Annotated in this window: 20 protein-coding genes; 8 read left to right on the top strand and 12 right to left on the bottom strand. The window is 71.1% G+C overall.

Features of this window, described 5'->3' with window-relative positions; all coding sequences use genetic code 11:
• Positions 1–33: 33 nt before the first annotated feature.
• Positions 34–1341 (bottom strand): aldolase/citrate lyase family protein, encoded by a 1308-nt coding sequence (locus AB0959_RS27615; RefSeq protein ID WP_366829276.1) that lies wholly within the window; start codon positions 1339–1341, stop codon positions 34–36.
• Between the two features lie 228 nt (positions 1342–1569).
• On the opposite strand from AB0959_RS27615, the gene AB0959_RS27610 reads away from it, so the two are divergent.
• A complete protein-coding gene (locus AB0959_RS27610) occupies positions 1570–2475 on the top strand; it encodes an endonuclease/exonuclease/phosphatase family protein (RefSeq protein WP_366829275.1) in 906 nt (301 codons plus the stop codon).
• A gap of 75 nt (positions 2476–2550) precedes the next feature.
• Here AB0959_RS27610 and AB0959_RS27605 read toward each other — a convergent pair whose 3' ends face one another.
• The 4 genes from AB0959_RS27605 to AB0959_RS27590 all read right to left on the bottom strand — a co-directional run bounded on the left by AB0959_RS27605 (position 2551) and on the right by AB0959_RS27590 (position 6173).
• Positions 2551–3513, bottom strand: a complete 963-nt coding sequence (locus AB0959_RS27605) for an electron transfer flavoprotein subunit alpha/FixB family protein (RefSeq protein WP_366829274.1) — start codon at positions 3511–3513, stop codon at positions 2551–2553.
• Positions 3514–3570: 57 nt separating this feature from the next.
• Positions 3571–4356: an electron transfer flavoprotein subunit beta/FixA family protein gene (locus AB0959_RS27600; protein ID WP_366829273.1), complete on the bottom strand. Its 786-nt coding sequence runs from the start codon at positions 4354–4356 to the stop codon at positions 3571–3573.
• A gap of 217 nt (positions 4357–4573) precedes the next feature.
• Positions 4574–5083: a flavin reductase family protein gene (locus tag AB0959_RS27595; RefSeq protein WP_366829272.1), complete on the bottom strand. Its 510-nt coding sequence runs from the start codon at positions 5081–5083 to the stop codon at positions 4574–4576.
• A 676-nt stretch (positions 5084–5759) separates the two neighbouring features.
• Entirely contained in the window at positions 5760–6173 is a 414-nt protein-coding gene (locus AB0959_RS27590; RefSeq protein WP_366829271.1) for a thioredoxin family protein, read from the bottom strand.
• A gap of 75 nt (positions 6174–6248) precedes the next feature.
• Between AB0959_RS27590 and AB0959_RS27585 the strand changes: the two genes are divergently transcribed.
• Positions 6249–6665 (top strand): DUF4395 domain-containing protein, encoded by a 417-nt coding sequence (locus AB0959_RS27585; RefSeq protein WP_366829270.1) that lies wholly within the window; start codon positions 6249–6251, stop codon positions 6663–6665.
• A gap of 186 nt (positions 6666–6851) precedes the next feature.
• Positions 6852–7580: a lysophospholipid acyltransferase family protein gene (locus tag AB0959_RS27580; RefSeq protein WP_366829269.1), complete on the top strand. Its 729-nt coding sequence runs from the start codon at positions 6852–6854 to the stop codon at positions 7578–7580.
• A 25-nt stretch (positions 7581–7605) separates the two neighbouring features.
• Here AB0959_RS27580 and AB0959_RS27575 read toward each other — a convergent pair whose 3' ends face one another.
• The 4 genes from AB0959_RS27575 to AB0959_RS27560 all read right to left on the bottom strand — a co-directional run bounded on the left by AB0959_RS27575 (position 7606) and on the right by AB0959_RS27560 (position 11567).
• Positions 7606–8199 (bottom strand): transglutaminase domain-containing protein, encoded by a 594-nt coding sequence (locus tag AB0959_RS27575; RefSeq protein WP_366829268.1) that lies wholly within the window; start codon positions 8197–8199, stop codon positions 7606–7608.
• A gap of 97 nt (positions 8200–8296) precedes the next feature.
• Positions 8297–9367 (bottom strand): low specificity L-threonine aldolase, encoded by a 1071-nt coding sequence (locus AB0959_RS27570; RefSeq protein ID WP_366829266.1) that lies wholly within the window; start codon positions 9365–9367, stop codon positions 8297–8299.
• Positions 9364–10125 (bottom strand): SDR family NAD(P)-dependent oxidoreductase, encoded by a 762-nt coding sequence (locus AB0959_RS27565; RefSeq protein WP_366829265.1) that lies wholly within the window; start codon positions 10123–10125, stop codon positions 9364–9366. Before AB0959_RS27565 ends, AB0959_RS27570 begins: the two co-directional genes overlap by 4 nt.
• A 44-nt stretch (positions 10126–10169) precedes the next feature.
• Entirely contained in the window at positions 10170–11567 is a 1398-nt protein-coding gene (locus AB0959_RS27560) for a DUF6421 family protein (RefSeq protein WP_366829264.1), read from the bottom strand.
• A gap of 411 nt (positions 11568–11978) precedes the next feature.
• Here AB0959_RS27560 and AB0959_RS27555 point away from each other — a divergent pair, with 411 nt between their 5' ends.
• Positions 11979–12662, top strand: a complete 684-nt coding sequence (locus tag AB0959_RS27555; protein ID WP_366829263.1) for a glycerophosphodiester phosphodiesterase family protein — start codon at positions 11979–11981, stop codon at positions 12660–12662.
• A gap of 24 nt (positions 12663–12686) precedes the next feature.
• On the opposite strand, the gene AB0959_RS27550 is transcribed toward AB0959_RS27555, so the two are convergent.
• Complete coding sequence (locus AB0959_RS27550; protein WP_366829262.1) at positions 12687–13226, bottom strand: GNAT family N-acetyltransferase; 540 nt, start codon at positions 13224–13226, stop codon at positions 12687–12689.
• Between the two features lie 78 nt (positions 13227–13304).
• On the opposite strand from AB0959_RS27550, the gene AB0959_RS27545 reads away from it, so the two are divergent.
• Complete coding sequence (locus AB0959_RS27545) at positions 13305–13697, top strand: VOC family protein (RefSeq protein ID WP_366829261.1); 393 nt, start codon at positions 13305–13307, stop codon at positions 13695–13697.
• Between the two features lie 43 nt (positions 13698–13740).
• On the opposite strand, the gene AB0959_RS27540 is transcribed toward AB0959_RS27545, so the two are convergent.
• Positions 13741–14271, bottom strand: coding sequence for a MarR family transcriptional regulator (locus AB0959_RS27540; RefSeq protein ID WP_366829260.1), 531 nt, complete (start codon positions 14269–14271; stop codon positions 13741–13743).
• A complete protein-coding gene (locus AB0959_RS27535; RefSeq protein WP_366829259.1) occupies positions 14268–15902 on the bottom strand; it encodes an FUSC family protein in 1635 nt (544 codons plus the stop codon). The genes AB0959_RS27540 and AB0959_RS27535 overlap by 4 nt, the downstream gene beginning before the upstream one ends.
• A gap of 206 nt (positions 15903–16108) precedes the next feature.
• On the opposite strand from AB0959_RS27535, the gene AB0959_RS27530 reads away from it, so the two are divergent.
• The 3 genes from AB0959_RS27530 to AB0959_RS27520 all read left to right on the top strand — a co-directional run bounded on the left by AB0959_RS27530 (position 16109) and on the right by AB0959_RS27520 (position 18562).
• Positions 16109–16666 (top strand): DUF5134 domain-containing protein, encoded by a 558-nt coding sequence (locus AB0959_RS27530; protein ID WP_366829258.1) that lies wholly within the window; start codon positions 16109–16111, stop codon positions 16664–16666.
• A gap of 114 nt (positions 16667–16780) precedes the next feature.
• Complete coding sequence (locus tag AB0959_RS27525; protein ID WP_366829257.1) at positions 16781–17716, top strand: M56 family metallopeptidase; 936 nt, start codon at positions 16781–16783, stop codon at positions 17714–17716.
• 162 nt (positions 17717–17878) lie between these two features.
• Positions 17879–18562 carry a phosphatase PAP2 family protein gene (locus AB0959_RS27520; protein WP_366829255.1) on the top strand — a complete coding sequence of 228 codons (684 nt, stop codon included), beginning with the start codon at positions 17879–17881 and terminating at the stop codon, positions 18560–18562.
• The last annotated feature ends 27 nt before the right edge of the window (positions 18563–18589 follow it).

Genomic DNA, 18589 nt, shown 5'->3' with positions numbered 1-18589 from the left:
ACCGGACCGGAGGCCACCGCTGTGACACGGCCGCTACGTGCCGGAGATCGTCAGATCCGCCCGTCGCGGTGCCGCGAAGCCCTCCAGGTCGGCGCGGGTCAGACCGCCGGTCGCCTTGGTCACCTCGTCGGCGTCGAGCGCGCCGCAGTCCAGGCCGCGCAGCAGATAGCCGCTGAGCGCCTTGGCCGTCGCGGGTTCGTCCATCACGTCTCCGCCCGCGCGGTTGGCGTACCGGGACAGGCGTGCGGCGGCCTGCTCGAAGCCCTCGCGGTAGAAGGCGAACACGGCCGCGTACCGGGTGGGGAGGTGGCCCGGGTGCATGTCCCAGCCCTGGTAGTAGGCGCGGGCCAGCGCGCGGCGGGTGAGGCCGTAGTGGAGCCGCCAGGCGGCGTGGACGTTCTCGGTGGGGCCGACGGGCAGCACGTTGGTGGAGCCGTCCGAGACGCGGACGCCCGTGCCCGCCGCCGCGACCTGCATGACCGCCTTGGCGTGGTCGGCGGCCGGGTGGTCGCTCGCCTGGTACGCGGCCGACACGCCGAGGCAGGCGCTGTAGTCGAAGGTGCCGTAGTGCAGTCCGGTGGCGCGTCCCTCGGCGGCCTGGAGCATGCGGGCCACGGTCGCGGTGCCGTCGGTGGCGAGGATGGACTGGCTGGTCTCGATCTGGATCTCGAAGCCGATCCGGCCGGGCCGCAGCTGACGTTCCGTCTCGAAGGCCTCCAGGAGCCGCACCATGGCGGTGACCTGCTCGGCGTACGTCACCTTGGGCAGGGTGATGACGAGCCCGTCGGGCAGGCCCCCGGAATCCAGCAGTCCGGTGAGGAAGATGTCGAGCGTGCGGATGCCGCGGTCGCGGACGGGCGATTCCATGCACTTCATCCGGATGCCCATGTACGGGGCCGCCGTGCCCTTCGCGTACGCCTGAGCGACGACACGGGCCGCGCGGGCCGCCGTCTCGTCCTCCTCGGCGTCGGGACGTGCGCCGTAGCCGTCCTCGAAGTCGACGCGCAGGTCCTCGACGGGTTCGCGCTCCAGTTTGGCGCGGACGCGGTCGTGGACCGGCTCCGCGAGGTCGTCGGTCAGGCCGAGCGCGGCTCCGAAGGCGGCGGCGTCCGGGGCGTGCTCGTCGAGGGCGGCGAGGGCCCGGTCGCCCCAGGAACGGATCGTGTCGGCGGCGAAGGCGTCCGCGGGGACGTAGACGGTGTGGACGGGCTGACGGGTGCCGGGGTCACCGGGGTAGCGGCGCGCCAGCTCGGCGTCGACCGGGGCGAGGGAGGCGCTGATCTCCTCGCTGACGGCACCCGCGAGGCTCGTCGCCACGTGCTCCTGTCGGCCCTGCCTCATCCCGTCCTGCCCCATCCCAGACCTCCAACTTTCCGCTGAACGGAATCATTAGTCCGCATGGCGAAGCTATCCGGCGGCTCTCACCCGGTCAACACCCCCTATGCCCTCGCCGGGCACCCCGCGGCACCCCTGCCGGTGTGTGATGCGCCATGATCACTGCAGTCCCACCGTTTTCTTCCGTATTCCAGTACGCACCCTTCATCCTGACTCCCAAAGGGGGGAGACCGCGTGCCGAACGACGCACGAGTGACGCGCCGCCAAGGTCTGAAGACCGCGGCGGCCGCCGCCATCGCCGCACCGCTGCTCACCACGGCGGGGTCCACACTGCCCGCGGCGGCCGGCGAGCACGCGGGCGCCCTGAACGTCATGACGTTCAACGTCCGCTTCGCGACCGTCGTCGACGACAGCCCGCGCTGGTCCGTGCGCCGCCCGGTCATGCGGGAGTTGCTGCGCCGCGAGCAACCACACGTCATCGGCACCCAGGAAGGGCTCTACCAGCAGCTGCGCATGATCGAAAAGGACCTCGGCGGCCACTACGACTGGATCGGGACGGGTCGTGGGGGTGGCAGCAAGGACGAGTTCATGGCCATCTTCTACGACACCCGCAGACTGGAGCCGATCGAGTACGACCACTTCTGGCTCTCAGACACGCCATACGTGATCGCCTCCAACACCTGGGGGGCGGACTGGCTGCGCATGGTGACCTGGGTCCGCTTCGCCGATCTCGCCCATGGAGGACGGGAGTTCTACGCGCTCAACACCCATCTGGACAGCGTGAGCCAGTACGCCCGCGAGCGCTCCGCACAGCTCATCGAAAAGACGATCGCCAAGTTCGACCGCTCACTGCCGGTCATCGTCACCGGCGACTTCAACGCGGCGGCCCACAAGAACCGGGTCTACGACCTGATGCTGGACGCCGGACTCGTGGACGCCTGGGACAAGGCGGGCACGCGCGGTCCGGCCTACGGTACGTACCACGGCTACAAGTCGCCGAGACCGAACGGCAGACGCATCGACTGGATTCTCACCACGCCCGGGGTGACCACGCACTGGGCGTCGATGAACACCTTCTCCATCGACGGAATGTATCCGAGCGACCATATGCCGGTGCAGGCCTCGCTCACTCTGGGCTGAGCGGCGGCCGGGAACACGCCGAAGCCCTCGCGAGCGCACCCGGTGCGATCACGAGGGCCCCGTACGCCGCTGGGATCAGCCCTTGCGGGTCTTGACCTCTTCGGTGAGCTGCGGGACGACGTCGAACAGGTCGCCGACGATGCCGTAGTCGACCAGGTCGAAGATCGGGGCCTCGGCGTCCTTGTTGATCGCCACGATCGTCTTGGACGTCTGCATACCGGCGCGGTGCTGGATCGCACCCGAGATACCGGAGGCGATGTACAGCTGCGGCGACACGCTCTTGCCGGTCTGGCCGACCTGGTTGGAGTGCGGGTACCAGCCGGCGTCGACGGCGGCACGCGAGGCACCCACGGCGGCGCCGAGCGAGTCGGCGAGCGCCTCGATGATCGCGAAGTTCTCCGCGCCGTTGACACCACGGCCGCCGGAGACCACGATCGCGGCCTCGGTGAGCTCCGGACGGCCCGTCGACTCACGCGGCGTACGGCCGGTGACCTTGGTGCCCGTGGCCTTCTCCGAGAAGGAGACGCTCAGCGCCTCGACCGCGCCGGCGGCCGGGGCGGCCTCCACGGCGGCGCTGTTGGGCTTGACCGTGATGACCGGGGTGCCCTTGGCGATGCGGGACTTGGTGGTGAAGGACGCGGCGAAGACGGACTGCGTGGCCACCGGGCCCTCGTCGCCGGCCTCGAGGTCGACGGCGTCGGTGATGATGCCGGAGCCGATGCGCAGCGCCAGGCGGGCGGCGATCTCCTTGCCCTCGGCGGAGGACGGGACGAGTACGGCGGCCGGGGACACCTGCTCGTAGGCGGCCTGGAGGGCGTCGACCTTCGGGACGACCAGGTAGTCGGCGTACTCGGCGGCCTCGTGGGTGAGGACCCGAGCCGCGCCGTGCTCGGCGAGCGCTGCGGCGGTGTCGGCGGCGCCGGCGCCGAGGGCGACGGCGACCGGCTCGCCGACGCGGCGGGCCAGGGTCAGCAGCTCCAGGGTGGGCTTGCGGACGGCACCGTCCACGTGGTCGACGTAGACGAGGACTTCAGCCATGGGACTTCTTCTCTCCTGCTTGCGAAGTGTGCGGGGCGGTAAGCGACTGCGGAGCCTCTAGATGAACTTCTGGCCCGCGAGGAACTCAGCGAGCTGCTTGCCGCCCTCGCCCTCGTCCTTGACGATCGTGCCTGCGGTGCGCGCCGGACGCTCGGCCGCGGAGTCGACGACCGTGTAGGCGCCCTCCAGACCGACCTCCTCGGCCTCGATCTCCAGGTCCTCCAGGTCCCAGGACTGAACCGGCTTCTTCTTGGCCGCCATGATGCCCTTGAAGGAGGGGTAGCGCGCCTCACCCGACTGGTCGGTGACCGACACGACGGCCGGGAGGGAGGCCTCCAGCTGCTCGGAGGCGGCGTCGCCGTCACGGCGGCCCTTGACCACGCCGTCCTCGACGGACACCTCGGAGAGCAGGGTCACCTGCGGCACGCCCAGGCGCTCGGCGACCAGCGCCGGTACGACACCCATGGTGCCGTCGGTGGACGCCATACCGGAGATCACCAGGTCGTAGCCGGCCTTCTCGATGGCCTTGGCCAGGACCAGGGAGGTGCCGATGGCGTCGGTACCGTGCAGGTCGTCGTCCTCGACGTGGATCGCCTTGTCGGCACCCATCGAAAGCGCCTTGCGGAGCGCGTCCTTGGCGTCCTCGGGGCCGATGGTGAGCACGGTGATCTCGGCGTCGTCGGCGTCCTCGGCGATCTGCAGGGCCTGCTCGACCGCGTACTCGTCGAGCTCCGAGAGCAGACCGTCCACGTCGTCCCGGTCGACGGTCAGGTCATCGGCGAAGTGCCGGTCGCCAGTGGCGTCGGGCACGTACTTCACAGTGACAACGATCCTCAAGCTCACGCCGGCTCTCCTACTGCATCGTCATTTCCGAGCTGCCTTCCACCAGGCAGCATAGGCGCCTGAAGCGGCCGATCCCGGTCGGGGCGACCCGCGCTCCCGGCGAAATATTACTCACCAGTACGCACCTTAGGTTCCCGCAGTAGGTTCCCTCTAAGCAAGCGCTTTGAACTGTGACCTTGACAACGCTGCGTAATCAAGTGGGAGTCCGCGGCAAACGTTACTCGCGCAGACCGTTGAAGCGCCCCTGGTGGTACAGCAGCGGGCTGCCCGCCCCCGAGGGATCACCGAGGACGACCTCCGCGAGGACGATGCGCTGGTCCGCCGCGGGGACCCGCGCCACCACGCGGCAGACGAGCCAGGCGAGCACGTCGTCCAGGACGGGAACGCCTTCCGCTCCCGTACGCCATTTGGTGGGTGCACCGAAGCGGTCGGCGCCGCTCCGGGCGAAGGTGGCGGCCAACTCACGCTGGTGTTCGCCGAGTATGTGCACGCCGACGTGGTCCGCCCGGGAGATCACGGGCCAGCTGGAGGCTCCGGTGCTGATACCGAAGGAGAGCAGCGGGGGCTCGGCGGAGACCGAGGTGAGCGAGGTGGCGGTGAAGCCGACGGGCGTGTCGCCGTCCTGCGCCGTGATCACGGCCACTCCGGCCGCGTGCCGGCGGAAGACGGAGCGGAGGAGGTCGGGAGAGGCGAGCTGAGCGGTGCCGAGGCCGGGGCCGGCGGTCATGGAGTTGTCCTTCTGCGGGAGGCGACGTGGGTGTCCCCCCGCTCGGGCGAAGCCGAGGGTGGGGAATGGTCCGTGGCTGCTCAACAGTCCGGACAGCGCGCGCTCGCCGTCCGGGCGAGGTCCACGTGGACGCGCTCGAAGAGAAGGAGTTCCGGGGGCATGCGGTCAGGCTGACGATAGGTGACGCGTACAGTCAAGTGCGTCCCGGCATCTGGGAGACGGTTCACCACCGGCCCCGCGACCGGTTCGGAGGGGACGGCCACACCGTCCGTCGCGGACCGACCGGTCACGGGGGACCGCCTGGTCGCCACGGACCGACCGGCTCCTCGGAACCCTCCGGCCATCGAAGACCCCAGCCGCGAAGACCGCGCCACAAACGCACCCCTCGGTTGCGGAGCCCGCACCACAGGCGCGCCCCTCGGCCGCGGAGCCCGCGCCACCAGCGTGCCCCCTGGCCGCGGAACGCGGTTCACGAACGCGTCCCCCGTGCGTGGCGCGGAGCCTGCCGGCGGGCGGACCGGCAGAGGCGTCCCCGGCGGGCGAGGACGGGCCACGGGCACAAGCCCCCGCCCCCGAGGGCCGGCCGCCGCCGGCCGGCCCGACCGCCCGGCGCGGAGCGCCATCAGGGACCCCTCCGCCGGGGACGCGGCCACCGGCCGGCCCGGGCCCTGGCGGCTCACACCGCCTCGCCGATGGCCGCGATCACGTCCGCCTTGCGGGGCTGGCCGGTGGCGCGGCGCAGGATGCGGCCGTCGGCGTCGAGGACGAGCACGGTGGGGGTCTTGAGGATGTCGAGGCGGCGTACGAGGTCGAGGTGCTGCTCGGCGTCGATCTCCACGTGGGTGACCCCGGGGACCATCCCGGCGACCTCGGCGAGTACCCGCCGGGTGGCCCGGCAGGGCGCGCAGAAGGCGCTGGAGAACTGGACGAGCGTGGCCCGTTCGCCGAGCCCCTCCCCCAACTCCGCAGCACCGAGCCGCTTGTCGCCGTCCCGCACGCGCACCCTGACCCTCCCGCTCCGCCGCCGCTGCAGCACTCCGTAGGCGCTCGCCGCCGCGAGCACCACCACGCACACCACCAGTCCTGTCATCGTCCGCTTCAGCGTTCATGAGACTGCAAAGATTCCCGACTCCACCAAGCGTGCCCTATGCGGAATGCTTGATTCATGGACATCGACGTGAGGGGCCCGCGCTTCGGTGCGGCCCTGACGACCGTAGTACTGGCGATCGTGCTGATCACCGGCAGCGCCTGGCTGCTGGCCTGGCAGACCTTCGCGTTCGCGCTCGGTGCGGCCGGCGGAGTGGCGCGGTCACCGTACGGCCTGCTGTTCCGGAAGGCCGTACGGCCGCGGCTCGGCCCGCCCACCGAGTTCGAGGCGCCCGAACCGCCGCGGTTCGCACAGGCGGTCGGGTTCGTCTTCGCCGCCGTGGGACTCGCCGGGTACACGATCGGCCCCGAGTGGCTGGGGCTCGCGGCGACCGGTGCGGCGCTCGCGGCGGCGTTCCTCAACGCCGCGTTCGGATACTGCCTGGGGTGCGAAATGTTCCTGTTCGTCCGGCGATTGACCGTACGTACGGAGTGAGGGCGGGCAGGATTCAGGAGGTGTTCAGGCAGGCGACGTGACGAGGATCTCGCACTTCCCCGGCACCAGGACTGGTTCCCCGTGCGTTCTTGGGGCACCATCTGCGAGATGCCGTAAACCTACGGCTGCGTAACTTCCCGCCGGGAGCCCTCCTTCCCTGGCAGAGAGAAGGGTCCACCCCGTCCCATGGCTGAGCTTGTCTACCGCCCCGTCGTCGGCCTTGCACGCACCCTTTTCAAGGCCTGGGACCTGAAGATCGACTGCAAGGGCTCGGAGAACATCCCGCGGTCGGGCGGTGCCGTGCTGGTGAGCAATCACATCAGCTATCTGGACTTCATCTTCGACGGCCTCGCCGCGCTTCCGCAGAAGCGCCTGGTGCGCTTCATGGCGAAGGAGTCGGTGTTCCGGCACAAGATCTCCGGACCACTCATGCGGGGCATGAAGCACATCCCGGTGGACCGGAACCAGGGCGAGGCCGCGTACGCGCACGCGCTGGACTCACTGCGGTCCGGGGAGATCGTGGGCATCTTCCCCGAGGCCACGATCTCGCGGTCGTTCACGCTGAAGAGCTTCAAGTCGGGTGCCGCCCGCCTCGCGCAGGAGGCGGGTGTCCCGGTGGTGCCGATGGCCCTGTGGGGCACGCAGCGACTGTGGACCAAGGGGCACCCGCGCAACTTCAAGCGCAGCCACACCCCGATCACGATCCGTGTCGGCGAGGCCGTCGAAGCCTCCAAGGACAAGTACGCGGGCGCCATCACCCGGCAGGTGCGGGAGCGGGTCCAGGAGCTTCTGGAGGCCGCCCAGCGCGCCTACCCCGTGCGCCCCAAGGGCCCGGACGACACCTGGTGGATGCCCGCGCACCTGGGCGGCACGGCGCCGACACCGGAAGAGGTCCGCGCGGCGGAGGCCCACTGACGACGGTCACGGGTTCCAGCAGGCCTCACAGTGCGGCGGGGAGCGTCTTCCAGAGGCACGGCCGGTCCGGGGCGGCCTTGAGGACGCCCAGTACGGCCGGGTGCGGTTGGGCGTACAGCACCGGATAGTCCAACTCATCGGACTCCGGGTCGGCCACGAAGGCCAGTCGCTCACCCCCGAGGGAGAACTGCGCGTCCACCCCCTGCTTGTTGCCCCGCGGGTCCTGACGGTGCCAGGCGCCGTTGAACCGTACGGCGACCAGACCGTGCACGACGTGACCACTGCCGTCGTCCTGCGCGAGCCGCTGATAGCAGAGGGCGGTCGGGATGTCCTCGGCCCTCAGCAGCGCGGCCAGAGCGTGGGCCTTGGCGTAGCAGATGCCCGTGCCCCGCTCAAGAACGTCGGAGGCCCGCCAGGTGACACGGAGGTCCCCCGAGTCCTGGGAGTGCGGAATGGCGTCCCGCACGAACTCAAAAGCCGCCAGCGCATAGGCATACGAGTCCTCCACCTCGCGAGCGAGCCGCACGGCCGTCTCCCGCACGAGGGGATGGTGGTGGTCGATGACCTCGTCGGCGGCCAAGTAGGCGGACAGGTCAGGGGTTTCCTGGATCAGCTGCATACCCGTGGAGCATAGGAAGACGATCACCCAAGAGTCAATGACTTTTCGAGTGATCGCATACCTATGCAGCGCCTGGAAGGTGCCGGGGTGAGCGCGGCTACCGCGCCATCTCCTCCTTCACCGCCGCCACGAACCCGTCCACGTCCTCCTCGGTCGTGTCGAACCCGCACATCCAGCGGACATCGCCGGCCGCCTCGTCCCAGAAGTAGAAGCGGTAGCGCTTCTGCAGCCGTTCGCTCACGTCGTGCGGCAGGCGCGCGAAGACCGCGTTGGCCTGCACCGGGTGGAGGATCTCCACGCCGTGGACCGCGCGCACCCCCTCGGCGAGCCGCTGGGCCATCCCGTTGGCGTGCCGGGCGTTGCGCAGCCACAGGTCCCTGGCGAGCAGGGCCTCCAACTGCACCGAGACGAAGCGCATCTTGGACGCGAGCTGCATGGACAGCTTGCGCAGGTGCTTCATGTGGCTGACGGCATCCTGGTTGATGACGACGACCGCCTCACCGAACAGGGCGCCGTTCTTGGTCCCGCCGAGCGAGAGGATGTCGACACCGACCGCGTTGGTGAACGTGCGCATGGGGACGTTCAGGGAGGCGGCAGCGTTGGCCAGCCGGGAGCCGTCCACGTGCACCTTCATGCCGTGAGCGTGGGCGTGCTCGCAGATCGCGCGGATCTCGTCGGGCGTGTAGACGGTGCCCAGTTCGGTGTTCTGGGCGATCGAGACGACCTGCGGCATCGCACGGTGCTCGTCGTCCCAGCCGTACGCCTGCCGGTCGATCAGCTCGGGCGTGAGCTTGCCGTCGGGTGTCGGGACGGTGAGCAGCTTCAGCCCGCCGACCCGCTCGGGCGCCCCGCACTCGTCGACGTTGATGTGGGCGGTCTCCGCGCAGATCACCGCGCCCCACCGGTCGGTGACGGCCTGGAGCGCGATGACGTTGGCACCCGTGCCGTTGAAGACCGGGAACGCCTCGGCACTCGCGCCGAAGTGACTGCGGATCACCCCCTGGAGGTTCTCCGTGTACGCGTCCTCGCCGTACGACACCTGGTGCCCGCCGTTGGCCAGGGCCAGGGCGGCGAGCACCTCCGGGTGGGCCCCCGCGTAGTTGTCGCTGGCGAAACCGCGGATCTCGGGGTCGTGGTGGCGACGCGCGTCGGTCTTCGGAGGGTTCACGGCTTCTCGGTCAGCCACAGACGGTTCCCGTTCACTTCGGCGGCGGGCCTCTCCCAGACGCCGACGATGGCCTCGGCGAGGTCCGTGACATCCGTGAAGCCCGCGAACTTCGCGTTGGGGCGCTCGGCGCGCATCGCATCGTGCACCAACGCCTTCACCACCAGGATGGCAGCCGCGGAGGTCGGTCCCTCGGCCCCCTCGGCCTTGCCCGCCTTGCGGAAGTAGTCGGCCAGTGCCAGCGTCCACGCCTCCGCCGCGGCCTTGGCGGCGGCATAGGCGGCGTTGCCCGCGGTCGGTTTGCTCGCGCCCGCGGCACTGATCAGGAGGTACCGGCCGCGCTCGCTGTTCTGCAGCGCCTCGTGGAAGGCGAGGGAGGTGTGCTGCACGGTGCGGACGAGCAGCAGTTCCAGCAGGTCCCAGTCGTCGAGGTTGGTCCTGGTGAAGGTCTCGCTGCCGCGCCAGCCGCCGACGAGGTGGACGAGGCCGTCGACGCGCCCGAAGTCCTTCTCGATGTGGGTGGCCCAGTCCTGCGTGGACTGCCGGTCGAGCAGGTCGACCGTGTCCCCGATGACGGTGGCGCCGCCGTACGCGTAGCGCGCCGCGTCCACGGCCTCGGCGAGCCGCTCCGGGTCGTTGTCGGAGCCGATGACGACCGCTCCGGCGTCGGCGAGCCGCATCAGCGTGGCCCGGCCCGCGGGACCGCCCGCGCCGGCCACCGCGATCACCGCACCGCTCAGTGCCCCGTTCCTGTTGGTCATCGTCGCCTCCTGAGCCGGCTGGGCGTTCTCGGTACGGGCGGCGCTCACGCGGCGACCCGCTGGGTGCTCTCCGCGGTGATACCCCGGGTCGAGGCGATCACTGCTTTCAGCTTCTTGGAAAGCGCCTCATAGAACATGCTCAGCGGAAACTCGTCCGGAAGCACGTCGTCGACGAGTTTGCGCGGGGGCTGCGTCAGGTCCAGGGCATCCGGGCCCTTGGCCCAGTGGGAGCCCGGGTGCGGGGCGAGGTAGGTGGAGACCAGCTCGTACCCGGCGAACCAGTGCACGATCTTGGGGCGGTCGATGCCGTCGCGGTACAGCTGCTCGATCTCGGCGCACAGCTCATTGGTGACCTGAGGAGCGCGCTGCCAGTCGATGGAGAGCTTGTTGTCGGTCCAGCGGACGACGTCGTGCTTGTGCAGGTAGGCGAACAGGAGCTGACCGCCGAGGCCGTCGTAGTTGCGGACGCGCTCACCGGTGACGGGGAAACGGAACATCCGGTCGAACAGCACCGCGTACTGCACGTCACGGCCCTGCGGGAAGCCGTCGGCCTCCAGCTTCACGGCCTCCCTGAAGGCGGTGAGGTCGCAGCGCAGCTCCTCCAGGCCGTACATCCAGAACGGCTGCCGCTGCTTGATCATGAAGGGGTCGAAGGGCAGGTCGCCGTGGCTGTGGGTACGGTCGTGGACCATGTCCCACAGGACGAACGCCTGCTGACAGCGGTCCTGGTCGGTGACCATCTCGCGGACGTCGCCCGGCAGTTCGAGCCCGAGGATGCCGACGGCGGCCTCGGTGACGCGGCGGAAGCGGGCGGCCTCGCGGTCGCAGAAGATACCGCCCCAGGAGAACCGTTCCGGCGCCTCGCGCACGGCGATCGTCTCCGGGAAGAGGACGGCCGAGTTGGTGTCGTAGCCGGCGGTGAAGTCCTCGAAGGTGATGCCGCAGAACAGCGGGTTGTCGTAGCGGGTGCGCTCCAGCTCGGCCAGCCAGTCCGGCCACACCATGCGCAGGACGACGGCCTCCAGGTTGCGGTCCGGGTTGCCGTTCTGCGTGTACATCGGGAAGACGACCAGGTGCTGCAGGCCGTCCTCGCGGTGGGCCGCGGGCTGGAAGGCGAGCAGCGAGTCGAGGAAGTCGGGCACCTCGAAGCCCTCGTCGGCCCAGCGGCGCAGGTCCTTCACGAGCGCCTGGTGGTACTCGGCGTCGTGCGGCAGCAGCGGCGAGAGCTCCTCGACGGCATGGACGACCCGGCGCACGGCCAGGTCCGCGTCCGACGGGTCCGGGGCACCCTCGGCGTCGAAGTCGATGGAGCCGTCCTTGGACTGCCATGGCCGGATCTGCTCCACGGCACCCTTGAGCACAGGCCAGGCCGGGTGATCCACCACCTTGCCCCCAGGAGGAACCTTTCCCTCCGAGCCCACTTGCACAAGAATTTCCGTCATGACCCATCCTCCACGGGAGAACCTCGCGTAAGGACACCGTATGTAGAGGTGGATCGTCCCCGCAAGACCAGCCATCGGGAAGTTGTCCCGCGACACTCCGGATTCACCGGCAATTTTCCTGCCGGAGGATGGTTTGGCGACGATTTCAGCTAGGCTCGACCCTTCAGGTGAGCCCGCCGCGGACACTCGTGTGACGGGAGTCAAACGTTCGCCGGACTCGCCCACCCACGGGTGACCGAATCCCCGCGGTCGGTGAGGGAACCTTCCTGTTCTCCGGCGGCGTACGCCCTCACGACCCCGTGCACGACCGGATGCATCGCGCGTGCGGACGACTACGCTGCGGCCTTGCCGCGTGGAGCGCTCCCTTCCGGCCACGCGGCCCGAGCCGCCGTCGACGGAAGCGAGTCAACCTTGAACTTCCTCACCATCGGTCATCGCGGAATCATGGGTGTCGAGCCCGAGAACACCCTGCGGTCCTTCGTCGCCGCGCAAGCGGCCGGCCTCGACGTCATCGAATGCGACCTCCACCTGAGCAAGGACGGCGCCCTCGTCGTCATGCACGACGCCGACGTGGACCGTACGACGGACGGCATCGGGGCCATCGCCGACAAGACCCTCGCCGAGCTGCGCGCCCTGGACGCCGGGCGTGGTGAGCGCGTCCCGACGTTCGAGGAGGTCCTGGACGCGGTGAAGGCCCCGCTCCAGGCCGAGATCAAGGACGTGGCGGCGGCGCGGGCGCTCGCGGAGGTGATGCACCGCCGTGACCTCGTCTCGCGCGTGGAGGTGCTGTCCTTCCACGACGAGGCTCTCTCCGAGATCGCCCGGCTCGTCCCGGGCGTGCGCACCGCGCTGGTGGCCAGCCGGTACGGCACGGACGTCGTGGCGCGCGCCACGGCGGTCGGCGCGACCACGCTCGTCCTGAACATCCGGCGGATCACCCTGGAGGTCGTCGAGCATGCCCGCAAGGCGGACCTCAGGATCATCGGCTGGGTGGTGAACACGCAGGACCACCTGCGGCTGGTGCGCGCTCTGCAGCTGGACGGCGCGACGACCGACTACCCGGAGATCAAGCGCACGGGCCGCTTCACGGCGTAACGGTCCCGCGGACGGTTCGCCCGGCTACACCAGCTCCTTGACCAGCAGCTCGAACTGCAGGTCGTCGCGCTGCGGGATGCCGAACCGCTCGTCGCCGTACGGGAAGGGGGTCATCCGTCCCGTACGGCGGTAGCCGCGCCGCTCGTACCAGGCGATGAGGTCGTCGCGTACGGAGATCACGGTCATGTGCATCTCCCTGGCGCCCCAGGTCTCGCGCACGGTCCGCTCGGCCTCCGTGATGATGACCTTCCCGAGTCCGGCGCCCTGGAGCCGCGGGCTGACGGCGAACATCCCGAAGTAGGCGTGGTCGCCGCGGTGCTCGAGCTGGCAGCAGGCGACCACGGTGCCGTCGCGCTCGACGGTGAGCAGACGGCTGTCGGGCGACTTGATGACCGCGAGCACGCCCTCGGGGTCGGTGCGCTGCCCCTGAAGGATGTCCGCCTCGGTGGTCCAGCCGGTCCTGCTGGAGTCCCCGCGGTAGGCCGACTCGATCAGCGCGACGAGGGCGTCCACATCGGCGTCGGTCGCGTCGCGGAAGGACAGGTCGGTGGCGGCGGTGTCCATGGGCTGGCTCCTGGATCGGTCGGCGGCACGGCGCGGGCACCCGTGAGCGTAGCCCTCGGACCATTACGCTTCACCTGTATGGTCCACGTACTGAGCAGCCGCGTCCTCCTTCGTCCCACCGACCCCGACCGCTCCCGCGCCTTCTACGGCGAGCAGTTGGGCCTTCCCGTGTACCGCGAGTTCGGCACGGGCCCCGAGCGCGGCACCGTGTACTTCCTCGGCGGCGGCTTCCTGGAGGTCGCGGGCCGCTCCGAGACCCCGCCGTCGCCCGCGCTGAAGCTGTGGCTCCAGGTCGCGGACGTGACGGCGGCGCACGAGGAACTGACGAAGGCCGGGGTGGACGTGCGCCGGCCTCCGCTGAAGGAGCCGTGGGGGCTGGTCGAGATGTGGATCGCGGACCCGGACGGCACTCAGATCGTGCTCGTCGAGATCCCCGCGGACCATCCGCTGCGCTACCGCCCGGGGATCTGAGAGCCGGCGTACACCCGCGGGCCGGGAACCGGTGTGAGGGCCGTCAGACGCGTGGGGCGCCGAGTCTGCCTTCCAGCTGGATCAGCAACTCGCCCAGCAGCGCGGCGAGGTCGCGCTGCTGGTCGGCCTCGACCCCGGACAGCACGGCCCTCTCGTAGGCGAGTTGCTCGGGGAGGATCGCGTCGACGAGATCACGTCCGGCGTCGGTCAGCCGTACGTGGGCCACACGGCGGTCACGGGCGTCGCCGCGCCGCTCGACCAGCCCGCGTTCGGTCAGCAGCTTGAGGCGTTTGGTGACGGCGGCGCCCGAGGAGAAGGTCTCGCGGGCGATCTCACTGGGGGTCAGTTCGTGGCCGGTGCGGCGCAGGGTGCCGAGGACGTCGAACTCGGGGCGGGCCAGCCCGGCGCGGCGCAGTGGCGCGTCCTCGGCCTGCTGGAGGAGTGAGGCACAGCGGTTCACCCGGCCGATGATCTCCATGGGACCGGTGTCCAGGTCGGGGTGGACCGTCTGCCACTGGCCCACCACCTTGGCCACCGTGTCCCCGGTGACAGTCCGCCCGTTGCCTGCCGTCATGCCGGTGTGCCCTCCGCAGCGTGTCGTCGTACCGTCGCCGCGAGCGTACGGTGTCCGGCCCGCTCGGCGCGCATGACCCGCTCCTCGGGCAGTTCGCGTTGCCACCACTCCCCCGCCGCGGCGTCGACGGTGGCGCGCAGATCGACGAGTGCGGCGGCGAGGCCACGGCGGGCGGTCTCCAGTGCGCCGGGGGTGGCACAGGCGTCGGCGACGGTCCGCGCGGCGTGTTCGCGGGCGCGCTCGACCACGGCGAGGGCGCTCTCGACACGGTCGCCCGCACGCCGGTTGGTGACGGCGACCGCCGCCGCGAAGCCCACGAGGGCGCCGACGAGGGTGTCCAGGATCCGGTCGGTGATCAGCTCGGCCGGCCGCTGGAACCGTGCGAACTCGGTGACGAGGAGTGCCATCGGGGTGACACAGACACTGCCGAGCCAGTAGTTGCGGCTGATCAGCGCCTCGGCGCCGAAGCTGAGAGCGAGGCAGCACAGCACGAGGGCGAGCGGGCCGAGATGGGCGAGCGGAGCGACGGCCACGAAGGCCAGGACGCCCACGAGGTTGCCGACGACACGCTGTACGGCGCGGTTCCAGGTGAGGGTGAGGTTGGCCTGGTAGAGCGAGGCCGCGGTGACCAGGGCCCAGTAGGGGCGCCCGACGCCGAGCGCGAGGGAGGCGTACCCGGCGAGGGCGCATCCGAGCGCGGTGCGGACGGCGAGGGGCGCGAGCGGACCGAGGACGCGCCACAACGATCGTGCGGGCGCTGCCCGTTCCGCCTCCACGCCGAGGATGTCGTCGGCCGCGTCCCCCAGGGTGCGCGCCTGTGGCACGGGCCCGGTGCCGCGCAGTGCTCGCGCCCAGGCGCGCAGTCGCTCGGGCTCGGCGTCGGCGGGCGCGGCGAGCGCGACCTCGGCGCGCACCAGAAGCCGTTCCAGGGCGTGCCGGGGTGCCGAGCGGTCGCCGGCGGAGAACAGCGCCCGCCAGGCGGCCTGGACGGCGGCGGCGCCACGGGCCCTGGTCTGCGCACCGACCGTCCCGGAGCTCGCCGTGGCGTGGGCGGCGGCCGCGTGGAGGGCCTGTGCGACGGCCCGGCGCTCCGGTCCGTGCGGCCGCAGGAGGCCGGGGGCCATGCACACGATCCAGGCCCAGACACCCGCCACGGCGGCCGTCGCGAGATGGCCGGGGACCTGGTCGAGGTTCTGCGGCACGAACAGGGCCGCGGAGCTGACGAAAGTGAAGATGACGTTGGCGGGCGGCCCGAGGCGGGTCGCGTCGCACAGGGCCTTCTGCGCGGCGGCGAGCAGCGCTCCCACGGTGACCAGGACGACGGGGTCGGTGGTCAGCGAGGCCGTGACGAGCGCGATACCGAGTCCGCCGAGCATGCCGAGGACGACCCCGGCGAGAACGCGGGCGCGAGAGGCGTACGGGCGGTTGTGCGCGTAGAGCGCGCAGAGCGATCCGGCCATCGCGTACGCGGCGAGGTCGAGGCGGCCGAGCGCCACCAGCGTCAGGTTCGGCGGGGCCACCGCCGCGACCACGCTGAGCGCGGGCTTGAACCAGATGTCGGAGGGCCGCCCGAGGCGCAGTGTGCCGGTGAGCGGGAACCGGCGTGCGCGTGGAGGTCTGATGCTGCTCACCCAAAGAACCTTAGCAGGTAATTTACTCGTGAAGCACATATGGCGACCAAGCAGCCACGCCCCGAGCCTCCCGCCCCGCTCACCTGCATGCCCCCTCCCGCACGCCCCCACGTACTCCTGTGCGCTCGCGTGCGCGCCACGCCCTCCGGGCATGTCCTGACCGTCTGTCCGTCCTCCACCCGAACCGTCGAGCGCGGAGGTGCGCGGTGCACGGACCGGTTCCACCCGGCTGGCTGCTGGTCGCGCTGTGTGCGGCGACCGGCCTGTACTGCCTGCTGCGCACGCGCAGCGCCGTCGAGGAACAGCGCCGCGCCGCCGGTGGCGAGGCGCTCATGGGCTTCGGCATGGCCCTGATGGCGGTGCCAGCCGCGGCTCTGGCGCCGCCGCGCTGGGTCTGGGCGGCGTACGCGGCCGTGTTCGGCGCGGCCGCGGTCCGCGCGCTGTGGGCGGCCCGGTCGGGCCCGCACCACCTGCACCACTCGGTGGGCGCGCTGGCGATGGTCTACATGGCGGCGGTGATGGCCGCCGCCCCCGGTGCCCATGGCGCGCACGGCGCCTCCGGAGTGCCCCTGCTGACCGGTGCGCTCCTGCTGTACTTCACCGCGTACGTCCTGTGGGCCGGTGTGCGGCTGATACCCGCGGCGGCCGTCGCGGGAGGCGCCCCCTCCACCGGCACCGCGGGCTGGGGCGACCGGCCCGAAGTGGCGCGGGCGTGCCGGCTGTCGATGGGCATCGCGATGGTCGCCATGCTGCTGGCGCTGTGACCGGCCCCCTCGGCACAGACCGTCGCCCCAAGGGCCGCGCGAAACCGTGGTCTGCGTCACTTTGCCGCCCGTGACCATGTCCCGGTGGGCCGCGTCACTCATAGGCTTCGCCCCATGATGGTCCCCGCAGCGCTGATGCTGCTCGGCGCCCTGACCGCCGTCGTCGCCCCGCGGCTGCTCGCCCGGGCCGAATGGCCGGACCGTGAACCGGTGGTCGCCCTGTGGATGTGGCAGTGCGTGGTCGTCGCCGTGCTGCTGTGCTGCGCGCTGTCGATGACACTGAGCGCGGCCGCCGCCTGGGCAGCCGTACGGGGCCATGTGTTCGCGCCCGCGCCGCACGAGGTGGTGGAGGCGTACGCGCTGAGCACGGGCCACCCGTGGGCCGCGACGACCGCCGTGGCGCTCGCGTGCGGTGGCCTGTGGACCGCGGCGATGCTGGTCCGGGAGATCGTACGGGCGCGTCGGCGCCGCCGGCAGCGGCGGACCGAACTCCTGGTGCGCGCCCCGCTGTTGCCGGGCGAGGAGCCCGGCTCCGACCGTCTCGTGGTCCTGGAGGGCGAGCGCGCCGACGCCTGGTGGCTGCCGGGCACGGCGCCCCAACTGGTCATCACCACGGCCGCGTTGCGGCGTCTGAAAGGGCGGCAGCTGGACGCCGTCCTCGCACACGAGCAGGGACACGCGCGGGCGCGGCACGACTGGCTGCTGCACTGCTCGGCCGCGCTCGCGAACGGGTTTCCGCAGGTGCCCGTGTTCGCGGCGTTCCGTGACGAGATGCACCGGCTGGTCGAGCTGGCCGCCGACGACATGGCCTCCCGCCGCTTCGGCCGTCTCACGATCGCCCTGGCGCTCGTCGGGCTCAACGAGGACCGGGGGGTCTTCGGCCCCTGTCCGACACCGGAGGCCCATGTCCCGCAGCGTGTGAACCGGCTCCTGACTGCCCCGGACCGGCTCACCGCCGCCCGGCGGCTCCGCCTGACGGCGGCCGCGGCGCTGGTACCGGTGATCCCCCTGCTGGTTGCCTTCGTACCTGGGCTGCGGGCGCTGGGCTGACCGCTCGGGGCACGTCGCCCGCGACGCGACCGGAACTCGCGGGGGCCCTCCGGGCATAACTCAACGAGCCAACCGGACGACATGGTTCCCGTCGCGCCACGTGATGGGAACCTCACGTTCCGGCATTGGCCTCCGGCCCCACAGTTCGGCGAGGATCGTCTTATGCACCCCGCGTCCGTCGCCTCACCGCCCCGACCGCCCGGCAGCCGGACCGTCGTACGCACCGCCGGCGCCCTCGCCCTGCCCTTCGTGCTGCTCCTGCTGCTGGTGGCCGCCTCCTGGCAGCCGCTGATGTCGCTCGACGGCGACGTCGCGCGCACCACGCACGGCTGGGCGGTCGACGAGCGGGGCGTCACCCACGTGTTCCGCATCCTGACGGACTGGGTCTGGGACCCGGTGACGATGCGTCTCGTCGCCGCGGCCGCCGTCGTGTGGCTCGTGTGGAGACACGCGGCCCGGATGCTCGCCCTGTGGGTGGCGGTGACCTGCGCCCTGGGCACCCTGGTGCAGCAGGGCCTGAAGGCCGCGATCGACCGTCAACGGCCCGTGTGGCCCGACCCCGTGGACTCGGCCCACTACGCGGCGTTCCCCTCGGGCCATGCCATGACGGCCACGGTGGTGTGCGGCCTGGTGCTGTGGCTGCTGCACCTCTACGGCGCCGGACGCGTGGTGTGGCGGACGGCGGTCACCGTGTCGGTGGTCTCCGTCGTGGGCGTCGGTGTGACCCGGATCTGGCTGGGCGTGCACTGGGCGACGGACGTGCTGGGCGGCTGGCTGCTGGGAGCGCTGACGGTGGCGGTGGCGGTGTGGTCGTACGAGAAGTGGCTTGGCGCGAGGCGTTCTTGACCGGCGCGGGGCACGGCACGAAGGATC

This window comes from Streptomyces sp. NPDC046862 (assembly GCF_040704615.1).
In the GTDB taxonomy this organism is placed as follows: Bacteria; Actinomycetota; Actinomycetes; order Streptomycetales; family Streptomycetaceae; genus Streptomyces.
Note: the sequence above shows the minus strand (reverse complement) of the source record. Positions and strands in the feature narration are given on the sequence as shown.

Coding starts and splice junctions, on each gene's coding strand:
- AB0959_RS27615 (WP_366829276.1), bottom strand. CDS start 1,341: ATGAGGCAGGGCCGACAGGAGCACGTGGCGACGAGCCTCGCGGGTGCC.
- AB0959_RS27605 (WP_366829274.1), bottom strand. CDS start 3,513: ATGGCTGAAGTCCTCGTCTACGTCGACCACGTGGACGGTGCCGTCCGC.
- AB0959_RS27595 (WP_366829272.1), bottom strand. CDS start 5,083: ATGACCGCCGGCCCCGGCCTCGGCACCGCTCAGCTCGCCTCTCCCGAC.
- AB0959_RS27590 (WP_366829271.1), bottom strand. CDS start 6,173: ATGACAGGACTGGTGGTGTGCGTGGTGGTGCTCGCGGCGGCGAGCGCC.
- AB0959_RS27585 (WP_366829270.1), top strand. CDS start 6,249: ATGGACATCGACGTGAGGGGCCCGCGCTTCGGTGCGGCCCTGACGACC.
- AB0959_RS27580 (WP_366829269.1), top strand. CDS start 6,852: ATGGCTGAGCTTGTCTACCGCCCCGTCGTCGGCCTTGCACGCACCCTT.
- AB0959_RS27575 (WP_366829268.1), bottom strand. CDS start 8,199: ATGCAGCTGATCCAGGAAACCCCTGACCTGTCCGCCTACTTGGCCGCC.
- AB0959_RS27565 (WP_366829265.1), bottom strand. CDS start 10,125: ATGACCAACAGGAACGGGGCACTGAGCGGTGCGGTGATCGCGGTGGCC.
- AB0959_RS27560 (WP_366829264.1), bottom strand. CDS start 11,567: ATGACGGAAATTCTTGTGCAAGTGGGCTCGGAGGGAAAGGTTCCTCCT.
- AB0959_RS27550 (WP_366829262.1), bottom strand. CDS start 13,226: ATGGACACCGCCGCCACCGACCTGTCCTTCCGCGACGCGACCGACGCC.
- AB0959_RS27545 (WP_366829261.1), top strand. CDS start 13,305: ATGGTCCACGTACTGAGCAGCCGCGTCCTCCTTCGTCCCACCGACCCC.
- AB0959_RS27540 (WP_366829260.1), bottom strand. CDS start 14,271: ATGACGGCAGGCAACGGGCGGACTGTCACCGGGGACACGGTGGCCAAG.
- AB0959_RS27525 (WP_366829257.1), top strand. CDS start 16,781: ATGATGGTCCCCGCAGCGCTGATGCTGCTCGGCGCCCTGACCGCCGTC.
- AB0959_RS27520 (WP_366829255.1), top strand. CDS start 17,879: ATGCACCCCGCGTCCGTCGCCTCACCGCCCCGACCGCCCGGCAGCCGG.